The organism is Azorhizobium oxalatiphilum, assembly GCF_014635325.1.
Classification (GTDB): Bacteria; Pseudomonadota; Alphaproteobacteria; order Rhizobiales; family Xanthobacteraceae; genus Azorhizobium; species Azorhizobium oxalatiphilum.
This window is the reverse complement of the sequence record NZ_BMCT01000006.1, coordinates 118,258-143,120: the sequence shown is the minus strand read 5'-3', so window position 1 is coordinate 143,120 and position 24,863 is coordinate 118,258. Positions and strand designations below refer to the sequence as shown.

General features: G+C 63.6%; 18 protein-coding genes and 1 tRNA gene. 9 read left to right on the top strand and 10 right to left on the bottom strand.

Annotated elements, in window-relative coordinates:
- The first annotated feature begins 106 nt into the window (after nucleotides 1-106).
- Both IEW24_RS19360 and IEW24_RS19355 read left to right on the top strand, forming a co-directional pair.
- Nucleotides 107-439: a hypothetical protein gene (locus IEW24_RS19360; RefSeq protein WP_188581701.1), complete on the top strand. Its 333-nt coding sequence runs from the start codon at nucleotides 107-109 to the stop codon at nucleotides 437-439.
- Between the two features lie 287 nt (nucleotides 440-726).
- A tRNA-Gly gene (locus IEW24_RS19355) sits at nucleotides 727-801 on the top strand.
- A 78-nt stretch (nucleotides 802-879) separates the two neighbouring features.
- On the opposite strand, the gene IEW24_RS19350 is transcribed toward IEW24_RS19355, so the two are convergent.
- The 3 genes from IEW24_RS19350 to IEW24_RS19340 form a co-directional block, all read right to left on the bottom strand.
- Complete coding sequence (locus IEW24_RS19350) at nucleotides 880-2,115, bottom strand: site-specific integrase (RefSeq protein ID WP_188581699.1); 1,236 nt, start codon at nucleotides 2,113-2,115, stop codon at nucleotides 880-882.
- The gene (locus tag IEW24_RS19345; RefSeq protein WP_188581698.1) at nucleotides 2,105-2,392 is read right to left on the bottom strand and encodes a hypothetical protein; all 288 of its coding nucleotides are present in this window, start codon (nucleotides 2,390-2,392) and stop codon (nucleotides 2,105-2,107) included. Before IEW24_RS19345 ends, IEW24_RS19350 begins: the two co-directional genes overlap by 11 nt.
- Nucleotides 2,393-2,601: 209 nt before the next feature.
- A complete protein-coding gene (locus tag IEW24_RS19340) occupies nucleotides 2,602-3,309 on the bottom strand; it encodes a metallophosphoesterase (RefSeq protein ID WP_188581696.1) in 708 nt (235 codons plus the stop codon).
- 467 nt (nucleotides 3,310-3,776) lie between these two features.
- Here IEW24_RS19340 and IEW24_RS19335 point away from each other — a divergent pair, with 467 nt between their 5' ends.
- A complete protein-coding gene (locus IEW24_RS19335) occupies nucleotides 3,777-4,763 on the top strand; it encodes an AAA family ATPase (protein WP_188581694.1) in 987 nt (328 codons plus the stop codon).
- Nucleotides 4,764-4,780: 17 nt separating this feature from the next.
- Nucleotides 4,781-7,249 carry a S8 family peptidase gene (locus IEW24_RS19330; protein WP_188581692.1) on the top strand — a complete coding sequence of 823 codons (2,469 nt, stop codon included), beginning with the start codon at nucleotides 4,781-4,783 and terminating at the stop codon, nucleotides 7,247-7,249.
- 357 nt (nucleotides 7,250-7,606) lie between these two features.
- Here the strand turns inward: IEW24_RS19330 and IEW24_RS19325 are convergent, their stop codons facing one another.
- The gene (locus IEW24_RS19325; protein ID WP_188581690.1) at nucleotides 7,607-8,368 is read right to left on the bottom strand and encodes a hypothetical protein; all 762 of its coding nucleotides are present in this window, start codon (nucleotides 8,366-8,368) and stop codon (nucleotides 7,607-7,609) included.
- A 1,103-nt stretch (nucleotides 8,369-9,471) separates the two neighbouring features.
- On the opposite strand from IEW24_RS19325, the gene IEW24_RS19320 reads away from it, so the two are divergent.
- Nucleotides 9,472-10,305, top strand: coding sequence for a site-specific integrase (locus IEW24_RS19320; protein ID WP_244644548.1), 834 nt, complete (start codon nucleotides 9,472-9,474; stop codon nucleotides 10,303-10,305).
- A 136-nt stretch (nucleotides 10,306-10,441) separates the two neighbouring features.
- On the opposite strand, the gene IEW24_RS19315 is transcribed toward IEW24_RS19320, so the two are convergent.
- From IEW24_RS19315 to IEW24_RS19290, 6 genes are all read right to left on the bottom strand, one after another.
- Nucleotides 10,442-12,187: a plasmid recombination protein gene (locus IEW24_RS19315; RefSeq protein WP_188581688.1), complete on the bottom strand. Its 1,746-nt coding sequence runs from the start codon at nucleotides 12,185-12,187 to the stop codon at nucleotides 10,442-10,444.
- A gap of 157 nt (nucleotides 12,188-12,344) precedes the next feature.
- The gene (locus IEW24_RS19310; protein WP_188581686.1) at nucleotides 12,345-13,163 is read right to left on the bottom strand and encodes a helix-turn-helix transcriptional regulator; all 819 of its coding nucleotides are present in this window, start codon (nucleotides 13,161-13,163) and stop codon (nucleotides 12,345-12,347) included.
- Nucleotides 13,160-14,128, bottom strand: a complete 969-nt coding sequence (locus tag IEW24_RS19305) for a helix-turn-helix domain-containing protein (RefSeq protein ID WP_188581684.1) — start codon at nucleotides 14,126-14,128, stop codon at nucleotides 13,160-13,162. Before IEW24_RS19305 ends, IEW24_RS19310 begins: the two co-directional genes overlap by 4 nt.
- A gap of 510 nt (nucleotides 14,129-14,638) precedes the next feature.
- Nucleotides 14,639-15,847 (bottom strand): hypothetical protein, encoded by a 1,209-nt coding sequence (locus tag IEW24_RS19300; RefSeq protein WP_188581682.1) that lies wholly within the window; start codon nucleotides 15,845-15,847, stop codon nucleotides 14,639-14,641.
- Nucleotides 15,848-15,898: 51 nt separating this feature from the next.
- A complete protein-coding gene (locus IEW24_RS19295; RefSeq protein ID WP_188581680.1) occupies nucleotides 15,899-16,468 on the bottom strand; it encodes a coiled-coil domain-containing protein in 570 nt (189 codons plus the stop codon).
- Nucleotides 16,465-17,082, bottom strand: a complete 618-nt coding sequence (locus IEW24_RS19290; RefSeq protein ID WP_188581679.1) for a glycine zipper domain-containing protein — start codon at nucleotides 17,080-17,082, stop codon at nucleotides 16,465-16,467. Before IEW24_RS19290 ends, IEW24_RS19295 begins: the two co-directional genes overlap by 4 nt.
- Nucleotides 17,083-17,262: 180 nt before the next feature.
- On the opposite strand from IEW24_RS19290, the gene IEW24_RS19285 reads away from it, so the two are divergent.
- The 4 genes from IEW24_RS19285 (at nucleotide 17,263) to IEW24_RS19270 (ending at nucleotide 24,856) form a co-directional block, all read left to right on the top strand.
- The gene (locus tag IEW24_RS19285) at nucleotides 17,263-18,279 is read left to right on the top strand and encodes a hypothetical protein (RefSeq protein ID WP_188581677.1); all 1,017 of its coding nucleotides are present in this window, start codon (nucleotides 17,263-17,265) and stop codon (nucleotides 18,277-18,279) included.
- The gene (locus tag IEW24_RS19280; RefSeq protein ID WP_188581675.1) at nucleotides 18,279-19,511 is read left to right on the top strand and encodes a S1 family peptidase; all 1,233 of its coding nucleotides are present in this window, start codon (nucleotides 18,279-18,281) and stop codon (nucleotides 19,509-19,511) included. The genes IEW24_RS19285 and IEW24_RS19280 overlap by 1 nt, the downstream gene beginning before the upstream one ends.
- 379 nt (nucleotides 19,512-19,890) lie before the next feature.
- Nucleotides 19,891-22,485 carry a hypothetical protein gene (locus tag IEW24_RS19275; protein ID WP_188581673.1) on the top strand — a complete coding sequence of 865 codons (2,595 nt, stop codon included), beginning with the start codon at nucleotides 19,891-19,893 and terminating at the stop codon, nucleotides 22,483-22,485.
- A gap of 19 nt (nucleotides 22,486-22,504) precedes the next feature.
- A complete protein-coding gene (locus IEW24_RS19270; protein ID WP_188581671.1) occupies nucleotides 22,505-24,856 on the top strand; it encodes a hypothetical protein in 2,352 nt (783 codons plus the stop codon).
- Nucleotides 24,857-24,863: the final 7 nt, after the last annotated feature.

The following is a 24,863-nucleotide window of genomic DNA, read 5'->3' as shown; positions in this document are numbered from 1 at the left end:
TCGGGGCCAGCGGTTGCCTTGCCAGAAGAACACCAGCACACTTGCGCGCGGGGCAGTCTTTCTCCACGCCGGCACCCTGTGCCTGCGGGAGACGCAGGATGAGCTTATGCAGCGTAAACTATTGCCTCTGGTGCCGGTGGTTGTGCTTTCCGCCATTATTGCGTCCTGTGCCACGCAGGACAGCGCGACGGACGTGGAAGCCCGCAAGGCGAAGCGTTGCACCGACCAGATCATTGCCAGAGCGATGAAGGAGGGCCTGCCCTACCGGATCGGCTATGACGGCTCGGCCACGCGCACCAACAGCTACGGCACGGGCGGGGCGGTGTCCGCCATGGTGTTCTCGTCGCAGAGCGTGTCCATTCCCTATGTGGACGTACCGGCCCTCGACGGCCCCCGCCCCGGCGCCACCTGGAGCGCCTGCATGGATGCTCCCGCCTGAGGTTTGGGCGGCGCGCGGATGTGCGTTGGCGGGCGTATGGGAGGCATGGCATGCGGGCGGGCGTGTCTCCCGCCGAAACGTTTTTCGGTTGCGAGGGGCAGCGGAGCCGTTCTCATTCATTGCCTCTCGCCGGTCCTTTCGGAGCACGGTTCACACGTCCATGGTGCTGGCCTGTAAGCGTGCGCTCCGCGTCCATTCGCGCTGGCGCGAGGCGGCGCCTGCTCCACGGAAATCGCCGGCTTGCCCCTTGCTGGTGGCCCCGGCACCTGTCTATGGTGCCAACGGCTGCGGGCGTAGTTCAGTGGTAGAACGACAGCTTCCCAAGCTGTATGTCGTGGGTTCGATTCCCATCGCCCGCTCCAATTTCGCGAGCATCGACAAGGGCTTGTCGGCCTACCGTTGAACTATCCGTTCCTCGCGTTCCTCGCCACGTTCCTCGGTTAAACGGGTTGGTTGGAATGGCCCTGCTCCGCGCGATGAGCAACGCGGAGACGGGCGACATTACGTGATTTGCCAACAGTGCCGCGGATATAGCGCACCGTCGTCGACATTTGCGAGTGTCCCGCAGCGGAGCGGATGGCGTCTAGATCCGCACCGGCGTCGTCTGCCTCGGATATGCCGCCCGCACGCGCGTCCATATTCCACACGTCGTCGGGGATGCCGGCGGCACGGGCGATCAACCGCCATTCGCGGGCATAAGCGTGTTCGGCATAAGGGCGACCAGCCGTCTCATCGATGATCAACGGACCGCTCCGCCTGCTTGCGGGGATGCGCTCCAACAGCTCCATCACGATTGGGCACTCGCTTAGATCGTGCCCAATCGGCGCTCCGGTCTTGGTCGTCACCTTTCTCAACACGAACGCATCGGAGATGTCGGCCCATCTCAGACCGTGCACCCAGCGTCGCCCGCCGAGCACGATGTCGTCTTCAAAGGCAGCTGCACTCACTGGTTCCCACTCGCCGATAACGTCCCGCTGGCGCATGGTCGTTTCGAACTGCAGGGCCGTACCGAGCGCCAATGACAGGCGGCCCGAAAACAATGCCTTGATGATGAATGCCCGTACGTGGCGAAATTCGAGCCTGTGACGCCGCCGGGCTGGCTCCTTGAAGCGAGCGTGCTGCAGAATGGTCAGAAGCCGCCAGCACTCCGGCAAATCGGCCGTGACACCATACTCGAACATCCGGCGCAGCATGGTGATGATGCCGTGCGCCTTGCGCACGCGCTCGGCGCCGCCAGCCACTTTCGGGCGCTTTGCCTCGTCATACCATCTGCGAAAGTCGGCGATGCCGAGCGCAGCAAGGGAGCGCCCGCCGAAGGCCTTCTCGATCACGCCAAGCACCTGATCGTAGGTCCGCTGCGTGTTCCACTTCACATCACGGTACGGGCTGGCCGAATCATTCTGGTATCGCCGGACGAGGCTTGCGATCGTGCCGTCAAAGGCATTGCGGGTCTCGCGCCGCCCAGCAACCCATTCCAGCGCCTCGGCCTCTAGGCGAAGGCACGCGCTCTCGATGAGCTTATGATGCAACGGATCAGTAAGGCTGTAATGGAGCCGCACGAGACCCGTGGGAAAGCCGGCATGGGCGGCAGGCTTGGGGGCGCTCCAATAGAGCCGCTCGGTTCCGTCCCGGTTCTTCCGGCGCTTCAGGCCTGGGGCATTTAGCTCACAGGGCATTGAGATTCTCCTCTCCGTCAGGATTGAACGGAAGAAGAATAGAAAGCCCATGTCGGCGTTGAAACCACATATCCACCGCAGGCCAGTAACGCCCACCCATCAGCGGATCAATGCGGGGGAGGCCTTGTCGCTCCAGCACAAGGGCCTTTGCAGGCCAGCTTTTCGGATCCTGCGAGAGCCGGCGCGCGATCTCATCTTCGGATGGAAAATCACCATCATCGCGAATGTCGTACTTAACGCGGCGCGTAGGCGCACGAGCGCCAATATTTCGATTCATTCTGCCCACCCAGCGAAACAACCACATTGTCTGATTGCTGGCAGGCCAAAACCGTTTGAATATGCATGCCAATGCATGATCGCTTACGACAATGCGTAGCGATCGATAGGAAAACTGCGTGCTTGGCTGCAGAATGTCAATACATCGGTTGAAGCGTGGATCAATCCGATAGCGCCTCTCGACCTGAGAGGCGAGTGGTCAGCCCGCATTCATTCAGTCGGCAGTTCAGTGGCGCCGTTGTCCGCTAAAGTTGGGTTGCCTATCACCTCGATGAGTTCGACTGGCCCTCCAGGCAGATCATCATCGAACACCCCTACGACCAGACGGCCCGAGGCCCAGGCAAAGGTGTCGAGGTTGGTGCGGCATTTTTTCAGGAGCGGGCCATCCACAAATTGATGGTGACCGTGGACGACATGAAAGTCGCCATGCCCTCCCTCATCGCTGTCGCTGTAGAGGTCCCAAAGCACAGTGCTCTCGGTCTGGCGGTGGAGGGCACGGGTGGGATCGACGGCTGCATGGACATACACTCGATGCATATCGATGTGCATGAGCGGGAGCTTCTTCAACCACTCGATATGGGCATTGGGTACGGACTGCCAATCGCCCCCGTATGATCCCAATGTCGCATCGCCGCCATTGGCCATCCAGAGACCATGCTCGATGAACCGCACATGCGACGGGGTGAGCCCCCGGAACATCAACTCTTCATGGTTGCCCCGCAGGCAAAGCCACTTCCACGGCCCCTGCGGACCGGCCAACAGGCGGGAAATTATTTCGCGGCTGTTCGGTCCGCGGTCCACATAGTCGCCCAAGAAAACAACAGTGCCGCTCGCGGCTCTTGTTTCGATGGAGGCCAAAGCTGCATCAAGGAGGTCAGCCCGGCCATGAAGGTCTGCGATGGCGAAAGTGAGCGTCATGGAGCTACGCCTATTGGTTCGGGCAGTTTTTCTTGCCTCAACATCAGAGAGTTTTTTGTGGCGAGTTGCTGGTCCCGCTGAATGGATTCTGGATGCCGTCCAACGCGGTTTTAAGCGGGTTCGCTTGGCGCCAGAAGCGGACCTAGCCAAGCGCGTGTCTGAACGTCCGGTATTGGGCCTTATGCGGAATGGCGGCTTTTGGCGTCGCCAGTCAAAAGCGGTCGTCGTGGTTAACCGATGTGGCGTCCTGGAGTGACCGTTAGTCGACCTTTGGAAGGTCGGCTAGGCGCCGACGTAGGAAGGCGATTGGCGGAACCGCCTTCGTGGTACCATTACGTGCCTCGTGCTCGAACCCGTTCGAGGAAAGTCGCAAGGGAAAAAACACGATTGAGCGATACAAATCGCGGTTGAAAAGTTAACGTCATGTGCCTTGGGGCATGCAGATGGGGACCTGTGTAGATAAGCCTATGACCACCGCCCGCCACATCGTGACGCTGCTCAAGAGCCATATTGCCGGCGACGAGGACCGCTTCCTCTCGACCGCGATGCAGCTCGCTGCGCATGAGGCGCGTCAGGGCCATGGCAAGCTCGCGCAGGAGCTCAAGGACCTCGTCGACGCGGCCAAGAGCAGGGACGTGGGGATTGCGAGGAGCGCGCGGCCGGTTCCTCTTGCTCAGCCCAAGGGTGAGCTCGCCGGGCTCCTGCATGCGCGCTATCCAGACCTGCGATTGACCGACATGGTCCTGCCGGATGGCTTGCGAGGTCGCCTGCAGCGAGTGCTTGGCGAACAGCGCCAGCAAGCCGGTTTGCGCGAGCACGGCCTCTTGCCCCGCCGTAAGCTTCTGCTGGTTGGTCCCCCAGGATCCGGAAAGACGATGACGGCTTCGGCGTTGGCCGGCGAACTCCATCTGCCCCTTTTCACGATCGTCCTCGATGGGCTGATCACCAAGTTCATGGGTGAGACTGCCGGCAAGCTGCGCCTCGTGTTCGATGCGATCCAGACGACGCGAGGCGTCTACTTCTTCGACGAGTTCGACGCCATCGGCGCGCGTCGGGGAGAACGCCAGGATGTCGGCGAAATCCGTCGCGTGCTGAATTCGTTTCTGCAGTTCCTTGAGCAGGATGAAAGCCAGAGCTTGATCATCGCGGCAACAAACCACCCCGAGCTTCTCGACAAGGCCTTGTTTCGCCGGTTCGACGACGTCATGGAATACGATGTCCCTGACCAGCCGCTCATTGAGGCGCTCCTGCGCGCCCGCCTCGATCGCTTCGACACCAGAGGGCTCGGCTGGAGCGAGGCGATCACGCAGGCCGAGAAATTGTCCCAGGCGGAGATCACCCGCGCAGCGGACGATGCAGCAAAAACAATCATATTGCGGGGCGGGAAGCGGATCACGACGGAGGCGCTTCTCGATGCGCTGACGGAACGTCGGCAGGCCTCGCTGTCTGATTAGCGACAGCACGGGTCATAATGGCAGACGACTTTCCTCGCGATCGTCCCCACATCCACCTCCTCAATAATGGCGTGCGGGAAGCGTACCGGCGACCGAACCAACGCATCGAGCCGGCGCCACTCCCCGCGCGCGATCGAACAGGGCACGCCGCTGCCCTGTTGCAATCGATCGAGCAGGCCGTGGCGAGTGCGCGCCAGCAGATTGCTGCGCGCGATGCACAGCTCGCCGTAGGCATTCCTGGCTTTTACCTCGAGATCGACCTGCAATCGTCGGAGCGGGCCGGGCTCGACCAACTGGCTGATCGTAGACAGCACATGGAGCTTGTAGCCGTGCACGAGCCGGCCCAACCCGGCGCGCCGATCACGGCGTCGGTGTTCGTGCCGCAGCGTGCGGAGGCCTACTTTCAGCGGAAGGTGGAGGCCTATCGGGACGTTGACACGGACCGCGGCAGACCCCGGAACGAACCACTCGTCTCGCGTATGGAGACTGTGCGGCTGGCGACGGCGAGATCTCTGTTCACCGATGACGCCGTTCTGTTTCCTCAAGCCTCCGACGAACATGTCTGGTGGGAGGTCTGGCTGCGCGAGGGGCGACGCGAGAACTTCGAGCGCATTGCCCAAGCGTTGAATCTCACTGTGCGGGCGCATGCGGTCAGGTTTCCGGAGCGCATCGTCATGTTGGCGCTCGCTAGCGCGGAGATGCTTGATCGACTGGTTGCGCATAGCGACGTCGTCGCGGAGCTGCGACGCGCCAAAGATACGCCTTCGTTCTTCATGAGCATGGGCGGCGCGGAGCAACGAGACTGGAGCGACGAGCTTCTTGAGCGCGTGACGCCGCCGGCGGTCGATATTGCTATCTGCGTCCTCGACAGCGGCGTGAGGCGGACGCATCCGCTGATCGAACCTGCGCTCGCCGCCGAGGACTGGCACACCATCCGACCCGCGTGGGGCAGTGACGATACGCCGACGTGGAATGGCCACGGTACACGGATGGCAGGCGTTGGCCTCTACGGCGACCTAGTCCCGGTCTTGGCCAGCGGCGACCCGGTGCCACTGCCCTTTCGGCTGGAAAGCGTTCGCATTCTTCCGCCCGCGGACCAAGCGAACGATCCGGAACTCTACGGCGCGATCACTGGAGAAGCGATCGCTCGCGCTGAAATCCAGGCTCCGAACCGACGCCGCGCGATTGCCATGGCTGTGACTAGCGTAAACCCAGCACGCGGCAGGCCGACCTCATGGTCCGCGGCAGTCGACCAACTCTGTTTCGAGGAAGTCCAGCGACGGCTGATAATCCTCTCGGCCGGCAACATCGGTGGCGATCTGATGCCAGCCGATCATCTGACGCGCAACGACTTAGAGGGGGTGGATGATCCCGCCCAGGCTTGGAACGCCCTGACGGTCGGCGCTTTCACGGAGAAGGTCGACATCATCGACGCCGCATTTGCCGATTACGCGCCGATCGCGCCGGCCGGCGAACTCTCCCCACGCAGTCGGACGTCCGTCATATGGGACAGACAGTGGCCCGTGAAACCCGACGTCGTGTTCGAGGGCGGGAATCTCGGCCGTGACGGAACCTTGCCGGGCGAGCCGATCGACGATCTGCAGATTCTAACGACCTTCTACCGTCCAGACCTGCGCCATTTCACCACCATCGGCGATACCAGCGCGGCGACCGCGCACGCGGCACGAATGGCCGGACATATCTTGGTGGCGCGCCCAGGACTGTGGCCTGAAACCGTCCGGGCCCTGATCGTCCATTCCGCCGAGTGGACACCAGCGATGCGCGCCCGGATTGACGCATGCAATGGCGCGAAGGGGCAAATCCAAGCGCTGGTGCGGCGCTACGGCTACGGCGTGCCAGATCTCGGGCGCGCGCTCCTGTCGACGGTGAACGATCTAACGCTAATCGTCGAAGACGAATTGCAGCCATTTCACCGAGAGGACGGCGCGACTGCGAAAACGCGCGATATGAAGTTGCATCGCTTGCCTTGGCCGAAGGAACAACTGGCCGCCCTCGGCGCGGCACAGGTGGAGCTCCGCGCGACGCTGTCGTACTACATTGAACCTAACCCTGGGGAGCGCGGCTGGACGCGTCGGCATCGCTACGCCTCGCACGGCCTCAGATTCCGCGTGAAGTCTGCGACCGAAACCGTTGACGAGTTCAGGGCCCGAATAAACCAAGCAGCGCGCGACGAAGAGGAGGGAGCTCCGGCTGGTGGCGGAGAGGAATGGCTACTCGGCACATTTCGCGATCGTGGCTCACTGCATAGCGATTTCTGGTCCGGAAGCGCGGCCGACCTCGCCGAGCGAGATGCGATCGGCATCTTCCCGGTCGGCGGATGGTGGAAGGAAAAGCCATACCTCGAACGGTTCGACGCGGTCACGCGCTACGCATTGATCGTGACCATCAGGGCGCCCGGCGCCGCCGTCGACATATTCACACCGGTGGAAGCCGTCATCGCAGTGCCGATCGCGATTGCGACGTGACGGCGATGACGCCGCAGGACATCGGCGCGATAGGCGATAACACGTTCCTCATTTGGTGCAAGCCGAGGGATTCCGCAGGCAGAAGTCTAACGTCGACCAGTTAGTTAGATGATTTTATCGGATCCGCCATGGCGCATCCATGACCTGTGAAGCGGTAAGCAGCAACGTCTGCTCTCAGGAAATCGCCAATCCGTTCTCTAAGGCCGAGATGGGGCGCTTTGCTGACAGACGGCCCCGGGGCTGCAGGTGGAGGGTCCAGTCCTAGCTGACGTCACACTACCTCCTTTTGCGCCGGATGACATTGCAACTTTACGGCTGTCTGGCGACATCGGCCTACTTGTGCCGCCGTTGTGGAACTCAAGGCGGGTCGACCGCGAGCTTCGGGAAGTTGTTCGGATCAAAGAATGGGTCCTCATCCCATTTCATCTCGATTGCGATGATTTCACGTAGCAGGACCGCTTCCCAATGGTGCAGGAAGGCATCCGACGCAGCGAAGTCAGAAACAAGGATTTCCATTCTAAGGCCGACACGGTCGTAGCTCTTCTGCTTGCCGAACGCCGTTTGGTTGGAAATTCCGAACCGAAACAGATCCCCTGAGGGATCAATAGCGTGAAAAGCCTCGATTAGCCTTTCAGTCTGAGCGAGTCGGGCATCTTCTCGAAATCGGTAAGCCGACTCGCCTAGCCAATCGCTGCAACGAGTCCAGATGGCCTTCAGGTCATGAGACCTGATCAGTCTAGTTCCGATCTCACCGCCTTTCTGACCAATCATGTCTAGCAGCGCCTTAAGGCGAAGCTCCAGCGTTTGGCGCACCAAGTGAGCAATTGGAGCCGTCCAGTTTCCCAGCCCGTCCCTCTGATAGGCTTCAATGACAAGGTCAGCAGCCATCCGAAAATCTAGGGCCAGCTCGACATAGCTGCATTGGCCGTTGTGGTTCTCGACGTAGTAGATCCCCGAGACGGTTTCCGCGCTTTCGGTGGTCGGACCCGCCCAAATTTCGTGATGAAAGCGCGGATCGTCGGCAGGAGGTTTCTGCGTCATCGTATTGCCTTGTGACAGCGACAACGCGAGGGCGCGTCGGATGCTTTCTCTATTGAGAGTTCGGTAGCCGGAACGCATCTTAGCGCCTGAGCGCGAGTAGGCGAGACGTCAACCAGTTCAAGCTCCAAACATCGTAGGCGCTCGACCATAGCTCGCCGCACGTCGCCGATATTCCCCTTCATCGTGCTGCTCACGAACACGCGTCATGTGCTGGTTACCCGCTTTCTCAGGTGCGGCCTAGACTGCGCTCGCCACGCGCCGCGTCGATGTCCGGTTTTGGGTGCAGTGCCAAGGTGTCTGAACGTCCGAGAGGGGCGCCAGAGGGACGTCGCTGAAAGGGCATTTAAAGTGCCGCTTTGGGTCAGGAGCGTGCCTTCAAATGTAGCATTCTAAGATACCGCATATCTATGATAATGTCCTTTATCAGTGCTTTAGATGTATCTCGAAGCAGAGCGGGAGAAGTGGGAGGGGGGGATGGCTGGGTTCCTCGCGTCGCTCGGAGATATGGCGGGATCAATCCACGCGATTTGGGGACTTGCAGGTCTGGCTGTGCCTTGGCTTGTGCTGGCTTTCCCAAAGGCTCGGAATTGGCTGTTCGGAACCCGCGAGAATGGCAGGCGCATAGGAGCCTCACCCGTGGCGCCCGCTGTGCTTGGCTTCCTTGGTGCCGCCGTCGCTTGTGGGCTGCTGTTGTTCTTTTTGAAGCTTCCACCAGAAATGCCTCCGGGAGTCGTGGTGGCCTTTCTGGGGGATGCCGAGCCTCACGAGACAAACAAGCACTGTCCTTCAGGCTGGGCCCCGGTTGAGGAGGCCCGAGGACGGCTCATTGTCGGAGCAGGAACGCCCTCGCACATTGACTTTCGGTCATGGAATCAGGTGCAGCTAGACGGATCTCTAAAGCCTCAGGACCTAACAGCAAGACGCCCCCTCACTGTCGGAGGCGAAGAGGCCCACATCATTTCTGTAGGAGAGATGCCTCCACACAACCATGGAGGTTTGACCGGCGGAGCAAATCATCGATATTGGGCTGATGAAAAAGGACACGTAGCGGATACAGGGCCCGGAAAATTCATGGACCATATTGCCTCAGATCACGTGCATACGATCCAATTTCAGGGAGGTGGAAATCCGCATAATATAATTCCCCCTTATATAGCTCTTTACATATGCAAAAAGTCGCCATGATGAGTGTATATATTGAAATTAATAATGCCAAATCAGATTTTTTGACCATCTTGTCAGCTTTTGGTGAGCGCGCTGCCTGCCGCTTTCTAGAATTCTTCACCGCGCACATCCGCAACGCCAACACCCGGCGGGCCTATGCCCGCGACGTACGGACGTTCCTCACGTGGTGTGAGGCGCACGGCGTCACGACGCTGGAAGCCATCACCTCCTTGCATGTCGCGGCCTATGTCGAGGCGTTGACTCAGGCATGGGCAGCGCCCACCGCCAAGCGGCACCTAGCCGCGATACGGCACCTGCTCGACTGGCTGGTGACAGGCCAGGTGGTGCCCACCAACCCGGCCGCTTCGGTGCGTGGCCCGTCGCATGTGGTGCGGCGGGGCAAGACGCCCGTGCTGGCGCCGGAGGAAGCCAGGGCCATGCTCGACGCGATCGACGTGACCACGCCGGTGGGCTTGCGCGACCGGGCGCTGATCGGGCTCATGGTCTATTCGTTCGCGCGGATCGGTGCCGCGCTTTCCATGAAGGTGGAGGATGCCTATACGCAGAACCGCCGCCTATGGGTGCGGTTGCATGAGAAGGGCGGCAAGCGGCACGAGATTCCGTGTCACCATAATCTAGAAACCTACCTGCACGCTTATATCGATGCCGCCGGGATCGGGCGGGATCTCAAAGGCCCGCTCTTCCGGACGATCAGGCGCGGGACGGGTCTACTGAGCGAGACCCACATGGCGCAGGCGGACGCCTACACCATGATCCGCCGGCGGGCGGAAGCTGCCGGCCCCGTATTGGCAACCACACATTTCGCGCTACCGGGATCACCGCCTATCTGAAGAACGGTGGCACGCTGGAGAATGCAGCCCGGATGGCCAATCACAGCTCCACACGCACCACCCAGCTCTATGGTCGGCGATCCGACGAAGTATCGCTTGATGAGGTCGAGCGCGTGTTGATCTGACGCCCCCACTTTCACGGCTGAGGACCTTGCATGAATGTCGGGGGCGGCTCTGGACGAGGCGCAGGTTTTTCCGGTTCCGGCATCGCAATCTGCGCAACGGTTGCAGCCAGGCGCTCCGCGCCGAACCACTCGTAGATGATGCGCGCGGCCTTCAGGCCATTGCCGATAAGCACGGTGAGCCAGGACAGAGGGCCGAAGCCTTTGCGTTCCTGTCGCTCGTGATTGAACAGCATCCATTGCCCGCGGTCTCCGAACTGCCCGTCCTTCCATTTGGGAAGGGCGAGGCGCCATGCGAAGGCGACCAGATCCGACGGCAGCTCATGAAGGCCCACCGGCCTCATGCGGACCTTCAGGCGCTCGGTCTCCTCACTCATGCGGGCCTCCGCCCGTTCCAGGTCCGCCTCGCGTGTCGAGAGGGTCATGCTCAGCCTGTGAAGCTCCTTGGCCCTGCTCTCGTCGCGCCGGTTGAGCTGCCCGGCCTTTTGCGCAGCGGATTTCTCCAATCGTGCCGAGGCCAAAAGGGTGTCGGCGGCGGCCTGCGTTTTCACCGCCTCCCTGCTCTGTGCCTGCACAATCTCCTGCGTCCTTTTCCACTCGGCGGAGAGGCGCTCGTTCTGCGCATTTGCCCATGCCTTGGCACTGCTGGGCCGGAGATAGAGCCCCGGCGTGGGCAGCGTTGGGGCTGGCGGTATGGCTGAGATCGCGAGGGCTGCGAGTTCCACCTCTGCGCGTCGCTTCCTCGCTTCCGCTTCCTCCCGAAGGCGAACCTGCTCCTCGGTCCTGCCCACGGCATGCTTCAGGGTGGCTTCGGCCTCTGCACGATCCTGCTGGATTCGGGCGATCTCGGATGTCAGAGCATCCATGTCGGTCTGGGCGCTTTGGGCGCGGCGCTCGTAGACTTCCGCTCGCTTCCGCGCCTTCTCGGCCTTGTCGGCGGTCTCTTCCCAGTTGCCGGCCTTTCGCCGGGCTTCATCGGCTAGCCTCTCGTTCTTGGCCTTCCTCTCCTGCTCTTTCACAACCTGCTGCGCCAAAGCGTCGAGCTTCACCAACAGCCCGGCGACTTCCGCCTGCCGTGCCGCGATTTCTGGACCCAGCTCCTGATGGAGCTGCTTCACCGAACGATGCACGACCTCCGAGGGCTTCGCGCCGGCCGCCAGGCGATCACTCTTGCGGTGTCCACGCTCGATCCTCGGCTCGAACCTTTGAGCGACCTCGGCCGCGATGTCTTGCAACTGGGCGAGGATCGCCGGCGTCGCGACCTTGGAGACCGGCTTGCCGCCATGGGTGGTTGCAGCCATCTGGTAGTGAGCATGGATGGCGGACTCGTCCAGATGCACCACCAGACCGTGCAGCGAGGTGTCGAGCCGCAGGGCGACTGCTTCTGCCACGCTACGAAACAGCAGGTCCTGTTGATCGACCGGCAGCGCCTCAATCCAGGGCTGCGCCTCCCTGCCGAATGTGATGATGCCGGCCGTAGAAACCGCTGCGCGCTGCGACACCTTGCGTTGGCGCACGAGGCCGGACGCCTGGCGGCGCCCGTCGCAGATTGTTCGCAGCTCACCTCCGGTGAGATTGCGGATCAGCGTCCGGTTAAGGTGGGTGCGCTCAGCGTTCACATAGGCCGGCTGGCGTCCCAGCCTCAGGTCGTGGGCCCGCTCACCGTTCGTCTCTGCCCGGTTCCGCCCCTCGATGCGTGTGGAGATGGCCCTGGGATTGGCGGCGGCCGTTGTTGCATCCGGCATCATAACGTCTGCCATGGAGCTAATCCCTATAAATCCCTATAACCTACTAGCTGCAACCATGTTGCAGCGTAGGCGAAGGGAGACTGTGTCCCCCTTTCGAAACCCCCGTGGCGGCTAACGCCGCCAGCGACAAGCCGCGCCTGCGGAAGCGAACGGGCATAGGCGCAGCCACTCATGCCCCGTCCCTCTGCCCTGGCAGAAGACCGCACCAGAGGTCGAGATCGAGACCGAGAACGGCCTCGATCTTCGCCCGCGTGTGCCGGCTCATCGTGCCCCTCTTTTCGACCGCGATGATCGTCTGGCGCGTCAGGCCGGCCGCTTCCGCGAGGGCCTGTTGCGTCATGCACAGGCGGAAGCGTGCGTTCCGGATGCGGATTCCCCGCAGGACGCGCGCGACGGCATCAACCGGCATGTCAGCCAGGAAATCGTCGCTCGGGATCTCGTCCGGTTCGTTGGGGGCTGTGGCCTCATGTAGCCCGGTCTGCCGCTCAAGGAGGGCTTCCGTCGTGATCACCTCAATGCGGTTGGTGGTCCTCTGACTGACGACCATCGACCGCGTCTTTTCGCGATCTGAAAGCACCCACATCGGCTTGGACGCGTTCGAAATCCTGTCCATGAGCCACCACAGCGCCGCGCTCTCGCAGCTTCCTTCCGGGTAGAAATCGGGCTTTACCAGCTGTGCGATCCGGACAGCCTCGCCATAGTCGGTCGTCTCCACCACCACCGGCGCATCGGCTGCAAGCTCAAGCCCCAACTCGATCCAGCGCGCAAGGCGACGGGCTTCCGGCTCAGCATGGCCAGTCAACTGGTGCTGCACCGTATCTGGGATAACGACCAGCCCGCCGATCTCATGCAGCACCGGCAGTGCATCCAGGCGCGCCAGATGCAGCAGGCTTTCCAGCTCAGCCGCCAGGATGGTTGGGCCGCCTCCGCCAGCCCGCCCAGCCGGCAGGAAGAACGACGGATCATGACGTTTCTCGGGTCCAGTCATCGGGCCACCCTTATGTATGCCGGCGGCGTAGCGCTGGGGAAATGTCTCCCCATAAGCTGCGTGAAGCCGCCCTCCGGAAGTTCGACGTAGGTCATGCGAGCCGCGCAGAACGGCACGCCCACATGGATGAAGGCCTGATGCCAAGCCTGCCAGCCGGGCGAGTCAGCCGGCACAAATACCCAGCCGGTCCGATCCTCTGCCCGGCGCGCGAGATGCACGGCAGCGGTGATGCCGTCCTGCGGTGCTCTGGCCCGGACGGGCGCTTCCGCGTAGCTCTCCCACCGGCGCTCCGTGAGATAGGTCCGCGGATGGCACACCTTGCGCTGCCGGGTGCGGCAATCCTCGAGGTAGCGCGGCAAGCGGCTCATGGCGTCCGTGCGATCTGCGGCAGGCAGCATCTGCCAAGCCGACAGCGCTCTACGCCAACTGCCTCCTTTGGCGTGCTCTCCCCATCGCTCCCGAAACCTGTCGAACTCGGGATCCTGCTCCATCTCGAAATCCACCCCACCCCCTGGGGGTTGGGGGGAAGATTCAGATGATGGTTCAGATGACGGTTCTGGCCTTGTCACAGCTGACAAGGCCCCCTGTTCACCCGTGACAGGTGGGCCCTCGCATTCTGGAAGGGCCGGCCCTTCCAAATTGACAGGGCCTAAATCAACGGGTTTTTGGCGGCGAGGGCCGCCACCGCCGCCCTGCTGGGTCATGAGCAGACGGATAAGATCGACCGTTCGGCTGCCATTCTCTCGATACTGCTCCCGCCGTTCGATCAGACCATCGTTCTCGAGTTCCTGAAGACGGCGCCGGACCGTACTGGCGCTCTGCTCGGTGAGCTTCGCGAGCAGCGTGACGGACGGAAAGCACTCGCCATCCTGATTAGAGAAGTCCGCCAGGCTCATGAGGATGAGCTTCGCGCTGGGGGAGCCGCATTTGCGCTCCCATGCCCATGCCATGGCAACGACGCTCATGGCCTGCCCGCCTGCTTGGCGGGGACCCCGACGCTGGACGCGCCCATGCCGCTGGTGTAGCAATTTTCGTGAGCGGCTTTCCTGTGCCCGCTTCGATTATCCGGCTCGCCAGCGCTCCACCGCTTGGCGGGCCGTTTCATTGTTAGCGCCACGTCTCAAACTCCTCTGCGTTGGGACGTGACGAGAAACGCAGTGCTCATATTTCAACGGCTTGCGACATTTTCCCAAGCTGTATGTCGTGGGTTCGATTCCCATCGCCCGCTCCAGTTTCGCGAGCATCGACAAGGGCTTGTCAGGCTGCCGGCGAGCCGGTCTGCTCCTTGTATCCTTGCTCTCCTTCGTACCTTCCTTCTTCCCCTCGCGAGCCCGAACGACCGGTCGTGTCTTGCCGATGGTGGATCGCGCCCGATGGCAGCGGTCGAGGCTGTGGCTTGCGGCGGGCGAAGGCACTGGGTTTCCGCCTGCCGCAATGAGGGGATCGGGGCGCGTTGCGCGCGCCCCGAAAGGTTGTCAGCGGCGATCGGGATCCTTGCGGAACTCGATCTCCTGGAGGCCGATGGCCTCGGGGAGCCCGAACAGCACCCGGGTCGCAGCTTCCGGGGGGAGATCACCGGCGTGGCGGGCTTCGAGTTCCCGGCGCGCGGTTTCCCACCAGTCGCTGAAGGCGTGCCCCGTGGGCCACGCCATGTGGTGCCAGCCATGCGCGATCATGGGGCCGTCGAGGACCGCAAGACGGGTCGGCACGTGGATGAGTGCCATCCGGACCAGCCATCGCGTCCAGGCCTTCAGGCGGGCCAGACCCTTGAGGGCGGGATCAGGCATGAGTTCCACCGGCACGCGCATCCAGTTGCGCGCCGCGTGCGACGCATGGTCCTTGCCGCCCTCCTTCTGGGCGTACGGGTGCTCCGTCACCACCTGGAGCAGGGCCGCGATGTTGTAGCCCACCGTCCACGGCAGCCCGATCGCCATCAGCCAGACCTGCAGGGGCAGGATGAAGGCGCTGCCGGTCACGAAAGCCAGGGCCGGGAGCGCGAGCGCCCGACGCTGCCACGAGCCAGCCGCGAAGTTCGACCGCAGCCGCGAGGCGATCATGCCGAGGTGCCAGACCGGATCGAGCGCCGTGACGAGCAGGGCGCGGGGGAGGGAGGTGATCTTCCGGCCCGCCCACAAGCCCCAGGCGTGCAGATCCATGCCGTCAGGGTCCATGAGAGTCCCAACGATGGGCTCCTCATGGTGCTTGCGATGCTTGGCCCGGTAGTCCTGCCCGTTGCGCGTGAGCGTGAGGGCGGAACCCAGGTCGAGGATGGCCTCGTTGAGCTGTCGGGCGCGGTCCTTCTCCACGCCGTGCTGCCGATAGAACTTGCTGATCATCCAGTGCGAGGCTTCGTGGGTGTGCCCGACCACCAGCCGGCGCAGTCGCCCGACGACGCCGAGCGTGGCGAGGCCGGACACGCCGGCCGCTGCCAACCCGCCGAAGGTGGTGATCCCGGCGAGGCTCGCCATGCCCCCCGCAAGAGCGGAGAAGCCGGCGAGGAGAGTGAGATCCCGCGCCAGCACGCGGAGCGGCGTGGTGCGCCGCGCGGTCGTGCGGGGATCCGGCAGGCCGGTCTGGGCGGCGTGCAGCCGCTGCAACCAGACGGGGAGGCGGAAACGGTCGGCGAAGATGCGGTTGAGGCGGTCGTCGCCGGTGTAGCGGTGGGAGAAAACTTCCTTGGACATGTGTCTCTCCTCTGTTGGAGACACAAGCCGTGGAGTTTCCCCGGAGCGGCCCTAGGGGACCTTCTGCTTCACGGCCGAAAGCCGCTCGCGCAGGCGGGAGACCTCGCCGTTGATATTCTCAACCGCCTTTTCTTCCGATTGCGCGCGTTGGGCGATGTTCACCCCGCTCTCGATGGCGCGCACGGTGGCTTCCTGCGCCGTCACGCGCTGGGAGAGCTGGTCGTAGGTTTCCGTCAGGCTGGCGATCTCGCGCTTGATCGTATCGAGCTCTGCCTGACGCAGGCTCCGTTGCGCCTCCCGCCTCGCGACCCTGACCTTCAGCTGGTTCAGCTCGGTGTCGGTGCGCTGCAGGCGGGTCCGCACGGCGGTGATGCGGGTATTGAGCGTGTCGGCTTCCGCCTGTCCAGCTGTCAGGCGGCTGTTGAGCTTGCGATTGGCCTGCTCGAGCGCGTCGAGTGCCTGTTCCCGATCCTGGGTTCGCTTCTTGTAGGACCCGGTCGCGTTGCCGCAGACGCCGCCCATCAATCCGCCCTGGCGCGGATCGCTGCTCACGCCCTCGCAAAACCCCATGAGCATGGGGGCGAGGGCGAGCCCGATGCCGACGCGAAGGCAGGCCTTCACAGGGTCGCCCTCATTTCGAGGAGATCCTTCCGGCGTGCCTTGAGCGTATCGAGCGCGCCGCCATTGGTGCTGATCTCACGGCTCAACGGCCGTTCCTCGGGCGTGTTGCGATAGGCATCCACCGCCTTCCTGAGCGTATCGCGCGACTTCTGTGCGGCAGCGATGGCCTGATCCACATCGCCGACATCGGCAGCGAGATCGGTCTTGAGGCGCGCGCTTTCGGCGGTCCGGTCGGGCGTCGCCTCGAGGGCTGCCAGTTCCTTGCGCCGCCGCACCACCAGGGCATCCACGGAGCCCACCAGCTTGCGCAGGCTTCCATTCTGGGCGCGTGCCTTGCTGATGGCGGAGTCCAGTTGGTTCTCGCGCTGGATCTGCGCCTTCTTCTGTTCCGCGACATTCAGGCCGAACATGGCGCCGCCGATCCCGCCTGCGGCGCCGCCGATCAGGCAGCCCTGCGCCGGATTGCCACTGCGCCCGCTCAGCAGGCCGACCACGGCCCCAGTGGCGCAGCCGGTGATGAGGCCGGTGATGAGACCTTCCCCGACGGTGCGCTCATAGTCGCTGGTGGCGGCCCGGACCTGCTGGTCGGCAAATGCGCTGGGTGTGGTCGCCAAAAGGCTGCAAAATATAACTGCAAAAAAGGATGGCTTGCTCACGGCTTACCCCTGCCCCGTGATTTGATAGTTCAAACATACCGTGGACACTGTTGCACGTTTCATCCGGGTGCTCAATAAAGGGAGCGGGGATTGGAAGGATAGTGGGGGGCAGATATGGGGGAATGGATAAGTGCGGCCGTGGTTGAGGAGGTGGTCTCCCAGCCCTATGAGGCGGTCGAGGTTGGCGGAATGTCGCCGCAGATTGCCACCTCCTTCACCAGCTTCCGCAAGGCGGATGGTCACTGGTTCTTCGGGGCCGAGGTCGAGGCGGTGTGCCGCCTTGCGGACCGCGATTTCCTGCGCCGTGACCCCGCGGGCGGGCCGTCGCGGCGGATCGCGTTCCGCCGGCAGGAGTTCCAGATCGATCTGTCCGAGGCGCGCGCCAAGGGGGTTGAAAAGGGGGCCACCCTCGTGATCGCCAACCTGCCGCTCGCACAACGGCGGTTTCAGACAGCCACGGTGCAGGGCTATGCCGACAAGCAGGACGATTTCGTCTTCGAGGAGCTGACGGGCCGCCCGCTGCCCGCACTGCCGGAGGAGCGGGGGCGGTTGGATGATATCCGCGCGGTCCACGCGCTGCATCGCATGCCCACCAATCTCTTCGCCAGTCAGCGCGTGCTCAGCGCCAATGTCTCTTCCTTCGAGACTGGCGCCTTCGTAGGCTATGACGACGAGAATGATGACGAACTTCTGATGGAGGCGCCGGAGCGGCTCGCTCAGGCGGGCGCCCGCCGGACGCGCCAGCATGGGGCGCGCCAGCGCGCGGACGGCCACTATGCTCTGGGCGTCGTGCGCGACATCGAGGCGTTGCGCACCGATCTCTATCTGGAGCTTCGGTCCTTCATCGACGACCTTGGCTCAGAAAACTATCGCGTGCGGATTCCCCGCACCGATCAGTCCATCGCCTTGCCGGCCGAACTGGCCGCACGCGCGCTGGATCACTTCAATCTCGCGGTCTTCCAAGCCATGGCCGGTGCGGGCAACGACAGCAAGCGCAGGTTTGACCGGCGCGTGTCGCATTATGTGAAGGATCTCACGGATGCGCATCTGCTCGCTGCCATCCACCGCCTGGATGGCAGCATCCCGAAGCTGATCTTCACCGATTTCGAGTTCTACTATGGCGATCCCGACGGCGCCGGCGACGGAGACGCGTGATGGCGAGTGAGGGCTTCCTCAGCCGCGTCTTGGCCGGGGAATGGCCGGACAATCTGGTGTCCGTGACTGCCGGAGATCTTGATCAGCCGATTAGTTACGGCGCCGGGCTGCTGGTCGGCAGATGGCATGTATTGACCTGCGAACACGTGCTTCAGAAGGCGAAGAAACAGAACCGGCCGGAGCACGAGCGCAGGCCAATCGCCGGCAAGCTGACGGTTGGCCTGCGCAACGGGCAGACCATTGCGGCGCAGTTCGTCGCCTCCGATCCGGAGGCGGATATCGCCTTGCTCAAGCTGGAGGCACGTGCGGACTGCTGGGAGAGGATGAACCTCGCGCCGACGCCTACGGCCGAATGCAAGGTGGTGGCACTGGGATTTTCGCACCCGCCCGCGCGCCGGTTCGGCGCCCAATTGTCCAACGCGTATTTCGAGCATGGCGGATACGATGAAGGCCTGCTGAAGAGGATCCGTGTCGAGGGCAGCGCGCCGGAAGGCTATAGCGGCGGCCCGGTCTTCGCCGAGGACGCGCATGGCGCCCCGATCCTGATCGGCCTCTCCCGTCTGGGCGGCGACCAGGTGGATTGGGGGAAGCTGATTGCGGTCCATGCCCTGCTGGCGTTCGCCGCCGGGCATCTCGACACCGTGCCGAACTCCCTGGATCTCAAATCCGGGGATCCCGAGGGTGCTGCCGCCCGGCGGCGGGATGCCCAGCGCTGGGGGGGCAGGGGTGAGGCAGAGGTGGACGGATGGGGGCCGTTCTGGTTCCAGGCGGATAAAAGCCACGCACCTGCCTATGTGGCCGTCCTTCCGGTGACGACCGCCAGTGTCTCTCTCGCGCGCGGTCAGGACTGGAGTCGGGCGGGAGGGGGGCTCCAATGCCCTTACAGTCCGCTCACGGCAGAAGACACCCTCACCGCGCTAGACACCCTATGCAAGCGGACCGGTAGGTCGCTGCGCCTGCCGACCGTGCAGGAGATGGAGCGGCTCTGCACCCAGATCAGCCTTCAGGCGGGGGACGAGGCGGCACAGCCTCTGGCACTGCTCGGGGCGCCACCGGACATGCGCTTCTTCGGGACCGTGAGCCGGCCCAACCAAACGCCGAATGGTGTGCTGGAGTGGCTGGAAACCGACAGTGGCCCCGGGCTGTTCCGAATCTCCAACCAAGGCAAGCCCATCTCCGCCCCCGATGCACGCAACGGCGTTCCCATCCTGCGAGCGGCCTTCGATGCCTGAGAACGATCATGGACAGGCTGGCGCCCCGCCGCCAGATGACCACCGTGGGGACGGTGCGCCGGAGGTGGGTGGCGCAGTAGCGCCTCCCGCTACCGGTCCGCAGCCCCTTGGATCGCAGGAGCCTGCGGCAGAGGACAAAAGCGGCGGAAGCGCGGGCGGGCAGACGTCGAGCGAGACGTCATCACCCAAGGCAGCCGACACCGGTGTCGCTGCTTCGGACGGCGGGAAGAATGCAGGGGGAGCGAGCGCGCGGTTCGGCTTCTCCCGCGGAGAGGACATCCCGCATCTCGATCCGGCACGCCTGGAATTCCGTGTCCAGAGGCCATCCGATCGGCCGGACTTGCTCCATCCATGGTCCGCCGCGGAGATGCTGCGGCACGTGGCCGAACACTTCGCCACGTACTTCGCGCATCGGCCGGACCGTTGCCACGTCATGGTTACGCGGGCACCCGCCCGCAAAAGGATCGGCGGTCTTGCGGATTACACGCCCGGCACCGTCTGGCAGCGCGATGTGATCGAAGGCGTCACCGTCGGTGATATCGCGCAAGCCGTCGACCGCGCGCTGGCGGCATATCCGTCCGGCGGTCCACACGTGTTCATCGATAAAATTGAGACGGAAAGCGCCGCTTCCGATCTCAATCGGCAGCTTCAGGCAGCGGCGGCGAATCCCTTGCAGGATGTCCTGAAGCGGTGCGATGCCCGCTACATTCTGGTGGTGAGCCTGCCCTTGCATCAGACGCTCTCGGTCCTGCCCGAATATCCGGGCGCCGTTCGCCTGCCGTGGACGGCATTCTGGCTCGAAGCCTTCGCGCGCACGAACGGACTCGACGCGGAGACGCTGCGGGACGACCTTGGGCAGGCCCTCAATGCAGCTGAGCTCCTGCTCACGCGCGCGGAGTTGTCGCACGAGCGGACGCTCTATCTCGAGCTCGAGCGGGTGGGTGCCGCCGCGGAGGACGGAGCCGCTTCTGCCACTCAGTGGAATGCGGAGATCCGGCGCGCCATTGAAAACGCAAGCTCACCTACCGTGCCCACCCATGGGGAGCTGACGCGCATCGACGAGATCATGACGGATAGCTACCGCTCGGCCTCCCTCGGGCTGATCGGGCAGACGTTGCTGATCCTGTTCGCCTTCACGGATAAGCTTCACCACGACGAGGCCCTGCGCCTGGTCCACTTCTGCCTGCCCGACGAAGACATTCCCGATGAGCTGATGTCGCCGGTGATGCGGGCACGTTATGAGCGCCAGTGCGAGGATGCGGTTCGTCGTTATGGCGACCGTCCCCTGCGCCCGAGTTGGTCGGAGCGTCTCGATGACGGGGCGCCGGGCTTGCTGGAAGCCCTCGGGCTGCGCAGGGATGCCGAAAATATCCTGCGCGCAAGGCTCGGCTTGGTGGACGTCGGGATTGAGGTCGGCAAGGGGCGCGTCGCGCTCGCCGCCTTAGCCGACAGGCTGCTCGGCCGCAAAGCTCTGGAGCGCGCGATCCAGCGGTTTCCGCTGCACGAGAGCCGTCAGGACGTACGCCCCAGGCTGGTCGAGCTGCTGTGCGGCCTCCATCGGCACCGCATCCTGTCCGCGGAGGATCTGGCTTCGGTACTTGTCGGGCTCAAGGCCGACGCGCACGAGCCCATTGTCCCGGTCGAGGTGGTGGCGGAGGAGCGGGTCCGGCTCGGCTTCGCCGACGATGACCAGCATGTGATGGTTGGCGATGTCATGCGCCACGTCATGGCAGAGAACGAAGAGAACCCGACGGCAGAGCGTCGTCAGCCACGCGAACTGGACGATCATTTCCGCACCGGAGCGGCTCGCCACGTGCAGCATCTTATTGCACAGGCGATGCACCACCTTCCGGCGGAACACGGGGTCTTCACGAAGCTCCTCGAATGGCTCGAACAGCGCATGCAGTTCGAGACCGCCTGGCGGATCCTCGGATTTTTCAGCCTGTATGGGCCGCAGCCGGAGCCGGTGACGTTCGGCCGTATCGTCCTTGCCCCGTTTCGCGACGCAGGTCGCGATGGGTTCAACGCTGCACTGAGAGAGTTGCGCGACCTCATTCTTGAGGTCATGAAGGCGGCTACCAGCAACAAGCCGGATCAGCCGGAGGTGGTGGGGGCCTGGCTCGATGCCGTCTGGTCTGCTGTTCCGGAGGCCGATGCACCAAGGGCCGCACGCGGCCTTGCCATCTACCTCGACGATTTCATCACGCAGTCTGAGATCCTCTGGGAGATCCGGGATCTCGATGATCCGCGCCCGAAGCGCCCGCTGCTGGCCCGGCTGTTCCTTGCCGAGCTTGCGCCGTCGCCGTCGCCGGACCTGATCCGACGGCTGTTCGCCCGCACGCCCCGCGACTGGCTGAAGAGCCTCGCGGAGGTCGAGAAGGCCGGCGGGCAACGGCCGGCCCTGCAACTGGCCGTCCATGTGCAGGATCGGCTCGACGATGTCTTCCACGTCATCGTCCAGGACATCCATGTGGCCGAGGCCAAGCAGCGCGCCTTCAACCTCGATTCTGCGTCGCTCCGCGATCAGTTCTGGCGTGACATCGCCAGAGCGCTTGACCTCCCGGCCTTCAACGCGGGGACGGTGCACAAGCATGTCCTCGAAGCCCGCGACAAGCTCCCCGGTCAGACCCGGCACGACCTGCTGGCGTTGATGGACCTCTATCCCATTGCGGTCTTCCTGTTCTGGCGCTTCGGCATGTGGTCCCCCGCGCCGCTTGCCAAGGATAGCCCGGAGGACCGCGCCTACACCGCGTGCCTGGAGCGTGCTGTGGCCGGGCTCGCCCAGGAGCGCCGGCAGGCGCTCCATCGCGCCAGCGTGGCGCTGGCCTTCGCGGCCGAACAGTTGAACCAGCGTTTCGAGCGCTTTGGCATGACGAAGACGCATGCCCATCACCAACAGCGCGTCCGCCGGATCCAGCGGCTGGCGCAGCATTTCGCACCGCTCCCGGCGCCCGTGCCGGCGCGGGCTCGCTAGCCGCGGGAGAGACATTGCCATGACGTCGAAGCCGATCGCCTTCTCCCATCCCATCGATGAGATCCTGCTGCCCGCCAAGGCGATAATCTCGCGCGCCGGCTCCTCCTTCGTGCATATCGATGCGCGCACCGGAGAAGTGGTGCCTAAGCGCGGGCTCAAGGACCTGCTGCGGACCCTGAAGCTCTACGAGCTCAAGACCGACCTCACGGTGGAAATCTACGACCAGCTCAATACCATGCGCATCTTCAGCACCACCGAGCGGGTGGACGTGCGCTATCGCCTGTCCGTGACGGCGCGGTCGGCGCAGGCCGATAAGATCGTCCGCAGTCTCGCCGATCCGATCGATACACCCGGCCAGCGCCTCGCCCATGTGGTTGAACAGGCGTTGGTCCATGAGGTGCGCACCCTGAAGACCGTGAGCCCGCAGGGTCTTCTCGCCGAGATTTCGCGGCGTCCCGACGACTGGCAGCGCAACATCGCCCGCTCCATCTTCGACCAGTGCGGGCTCGATGCCGCCATTCTGTTCGACCTGCCCGACGTGCCCCATGATGAGCCGGTGATCGAATGCACGCAGGTGATGTGCACGCCGGATGCGCCGCACCGCAGGACGTCGGTGACATTCCAGATCCAGCTGGAACCCTCCGGCGCGCCCAGCGAGCGGCGCCTGCCGGCCGAGCCGCGCGCGCGCCGTGACAAGATCGCGACCATTCTGGGGACCCAGTTTCCCCGTGGCGTCACCCTGTACGACCTCTGGTTCAACAAGCAGAAGGTGGAGCATGTGATTGCCGAGCTGCTCTCCACCCATCTGCGCAGCACCGGGTTCGCCACGCGCCATGTGGTGATCGCGCCGGTCCCGCCGGATACGGAGAAGACCGAGCAGATCAATTGCGACCTGAAATGGACCGGCCGGTCGGGCCGCGACATCGACTTCCGTATTGAGGCCACGCTCACCTTGCGTCCTGATGGAGCGGGTCTGTTCGATTCCCTTAAGCTCGGCCCGCGCGCCCAATGGCTGGAGAGGGAGGCGCGCCTCGCCCTCAACATGGCCATGCAGGGCCGCGACTTCGAGGACATGAACCTCTCAGAACAGACGGTCGTGGCCGAGCGCGTCACCAATACCCTGCTGGGGCGGGCGGAGGACAGCGGCCAGTCCATCTCCCCCTTCGTCGTGCGCCCGGTCATTCCGGAGAATGTCTGGTTGCAGGGATATCGCCTCGAGATACCGGCCGCCGATTATCTCATGAAGGAAGGGGTCCACACCGGGCGTGTCGGAATGACCCTCGACATCCGCTTCGAAACCTTGCGCCATGTGATTGATCTGGTGCGTCACGCCGATCGCCGGGGGCAAAGTCCGGCGAGCTATTCAGACCGCATCGCCAACCTTGTGACCGATGTCGCGACGGATGCCCTGAAGGAGGCGATGACGCGGATCGATCCCAACGACTTCTTCAGCCGTTGGGACATGGAAAGCGACCTTCGTGGCACCGCAGGGCGTGGGGCGAGCAGCGCCGCTTTCGTACAGGAGCGATGCGTGCTCGCCATCCAGAGGGCGCTCACGGAGCGGCTGCGGCCGGCATCTCACACCGTGGATGTACGGCGGGATCAGTCGGTGATCCGGCCGCTGGTCGACAAGGCGCTGGCGCTCGGCACGCTGCAAGTGACATTCGAGGTGGAGCCGGAGGGCATGCGCTCGTCGGCTGACAACATTCCCGTAAAGCTTGAAATCCAAGTGGATGGCATTGACCCACGCTATTACACGCTGGCCGTCCTTAAGGGCGCGGCCAATCTCGATCCCGAGCTAGTGAAGCGCACCGCGATCAATGCGGCGCGGCAACGGCTCGATCTGAGGCCGGCTCCCACGTTGCGCCTGCTCAATCATGGGCGGGCTGGCGCCGAGGGTGAACTTTATGTGGACCTGGCGTCCTTCGTCGAAGGGGAGATGGCCACCCGCCATGGGTTAAGCGTGCAATTAAGCGCCGTGCACGTGTTGCCATCCCTGACGCGGAGGGTGACGCACGACCTCAGAGGGCAGACAGCGCTGGACGCACAGAACATGGTCGAGCTGATGGAGGTGGAGCGCCATCATCGGCTCACGGCGCGCACCGCCGACTTGTCGAGTATCGAGAAGCAGATCGCCATCGTACGAGAGCGGATGAACATCGCTCTGGCCAGTCCCGACTACGACCGAAATGCGTACGACAAGGACGCCACGCTTCTGGCGGATCTCGAGCGCTTGCGCGCGGGTCACATTACGGCCACGCACATCTCCATTGCCGATCTCGTCCACAAGGTGGACATGCCCGATGTCGACATGCCGGCGGGTGCGTTGCCGTCGCAGTCCGGTGATGCGCCGGTCGAGGACGGGAACTGACGATGTC

Coding starts and splice junctions, on each gene's coding strand:
- IEW24_RS19335 (WP_188581694.1), top strand. CDS start 3,777: ATGACCACCGCCCGCCACATCGTGACGCTGCTCAAGAGCCATATTGCC.
- IEW24_RS19270 (WP_188581671.1), top strand. CDS start 22,505: ATGACGTCGAAGCCGATCGCCTTCTCCCATCCCATCGATGAGATCCTG.
- IEW24_RS19315 (WP_188581688.1), bottom strand. CDS start 12,187: ATGGCAGACGTTATGATGCCGGATGCAACAACGGCCGCCGCCAATCCC.
- IEW24_RS19300 (WP_188581682.1), bottom strand. CDS start 15,847: ATGTCCAAGGAAGTTTTCTCCCACCGCTACACCGGCGACGACCGCCTC.
- IEW24_RS19345 (WP_188581698.1), bottom strand. CDS start 2,392: ATGAATCGAAATATTGGCGCTCGTGCGCCTACGCGCCGCGTTAAGTAC.
- IEW24_RS19340 (WP_188581696.1), bottom strand. CDS start 3,309: ATGACGCTCACTTTCGCCATCGCAGACCTTCATGGCCGGGCTGACCTC.
- IEW24_RS19310 (WP_188581686.1), bottom strand. CDS start 13,163: ATGACTGGACCCGAGAAACGTCATGATCCGTCGTTCTTCCTGCCGGCT.
- IEW24_RS19320 (WP_244644548.1), top strand. CDS start 9,472: ATGATGAGTGTATATATTGAAATTAATAATGCCAAATCAGATTTTTTG.
- IEW24_RS19360 (WP_188581701.1), top strand. CDS start 107: ATGCAGCGTAAACTATTGCCTCTGGTGCCGGTGGTTGTGCTTTCCGCC.
- IEW24_RS19330 (WP_188581692.1), top strand. CDS start 4,781: ATGGCAGACGACTTTCCTCGCGATCGTCCCCACATCCACCTCCTCAAT.
- IEW24_RS19280 (WP_188581675.1), top strand. CDS start 18,279: ATGGCGAGTGAGGGCTTCCTCAGCCGCGTCTTGGCCGGGGAATGGCCG.
- IEW24_RS19350 (WP_188581699.1), bottom strand. CDS start 2,115: ATGCCCTGTGAGCTAAATGCCCCAGGCCTGAAGCGCCGGAAGAACCGG.
- IEW24_RS19305 (WP_188581684.1), bottom strand. CDS start 14,128: ATGAGCGTCGTTGCCATGGCATGGGCATGGGAGCGCAAATGCGGCTCC.
- IEW24_RS19325 (WP_188581690.1), bottom strand. CDS start 8,368: ATGCGTTCCGGCTACCGAACTCTCAATAGAGAAAGCATCCGACGCGCC.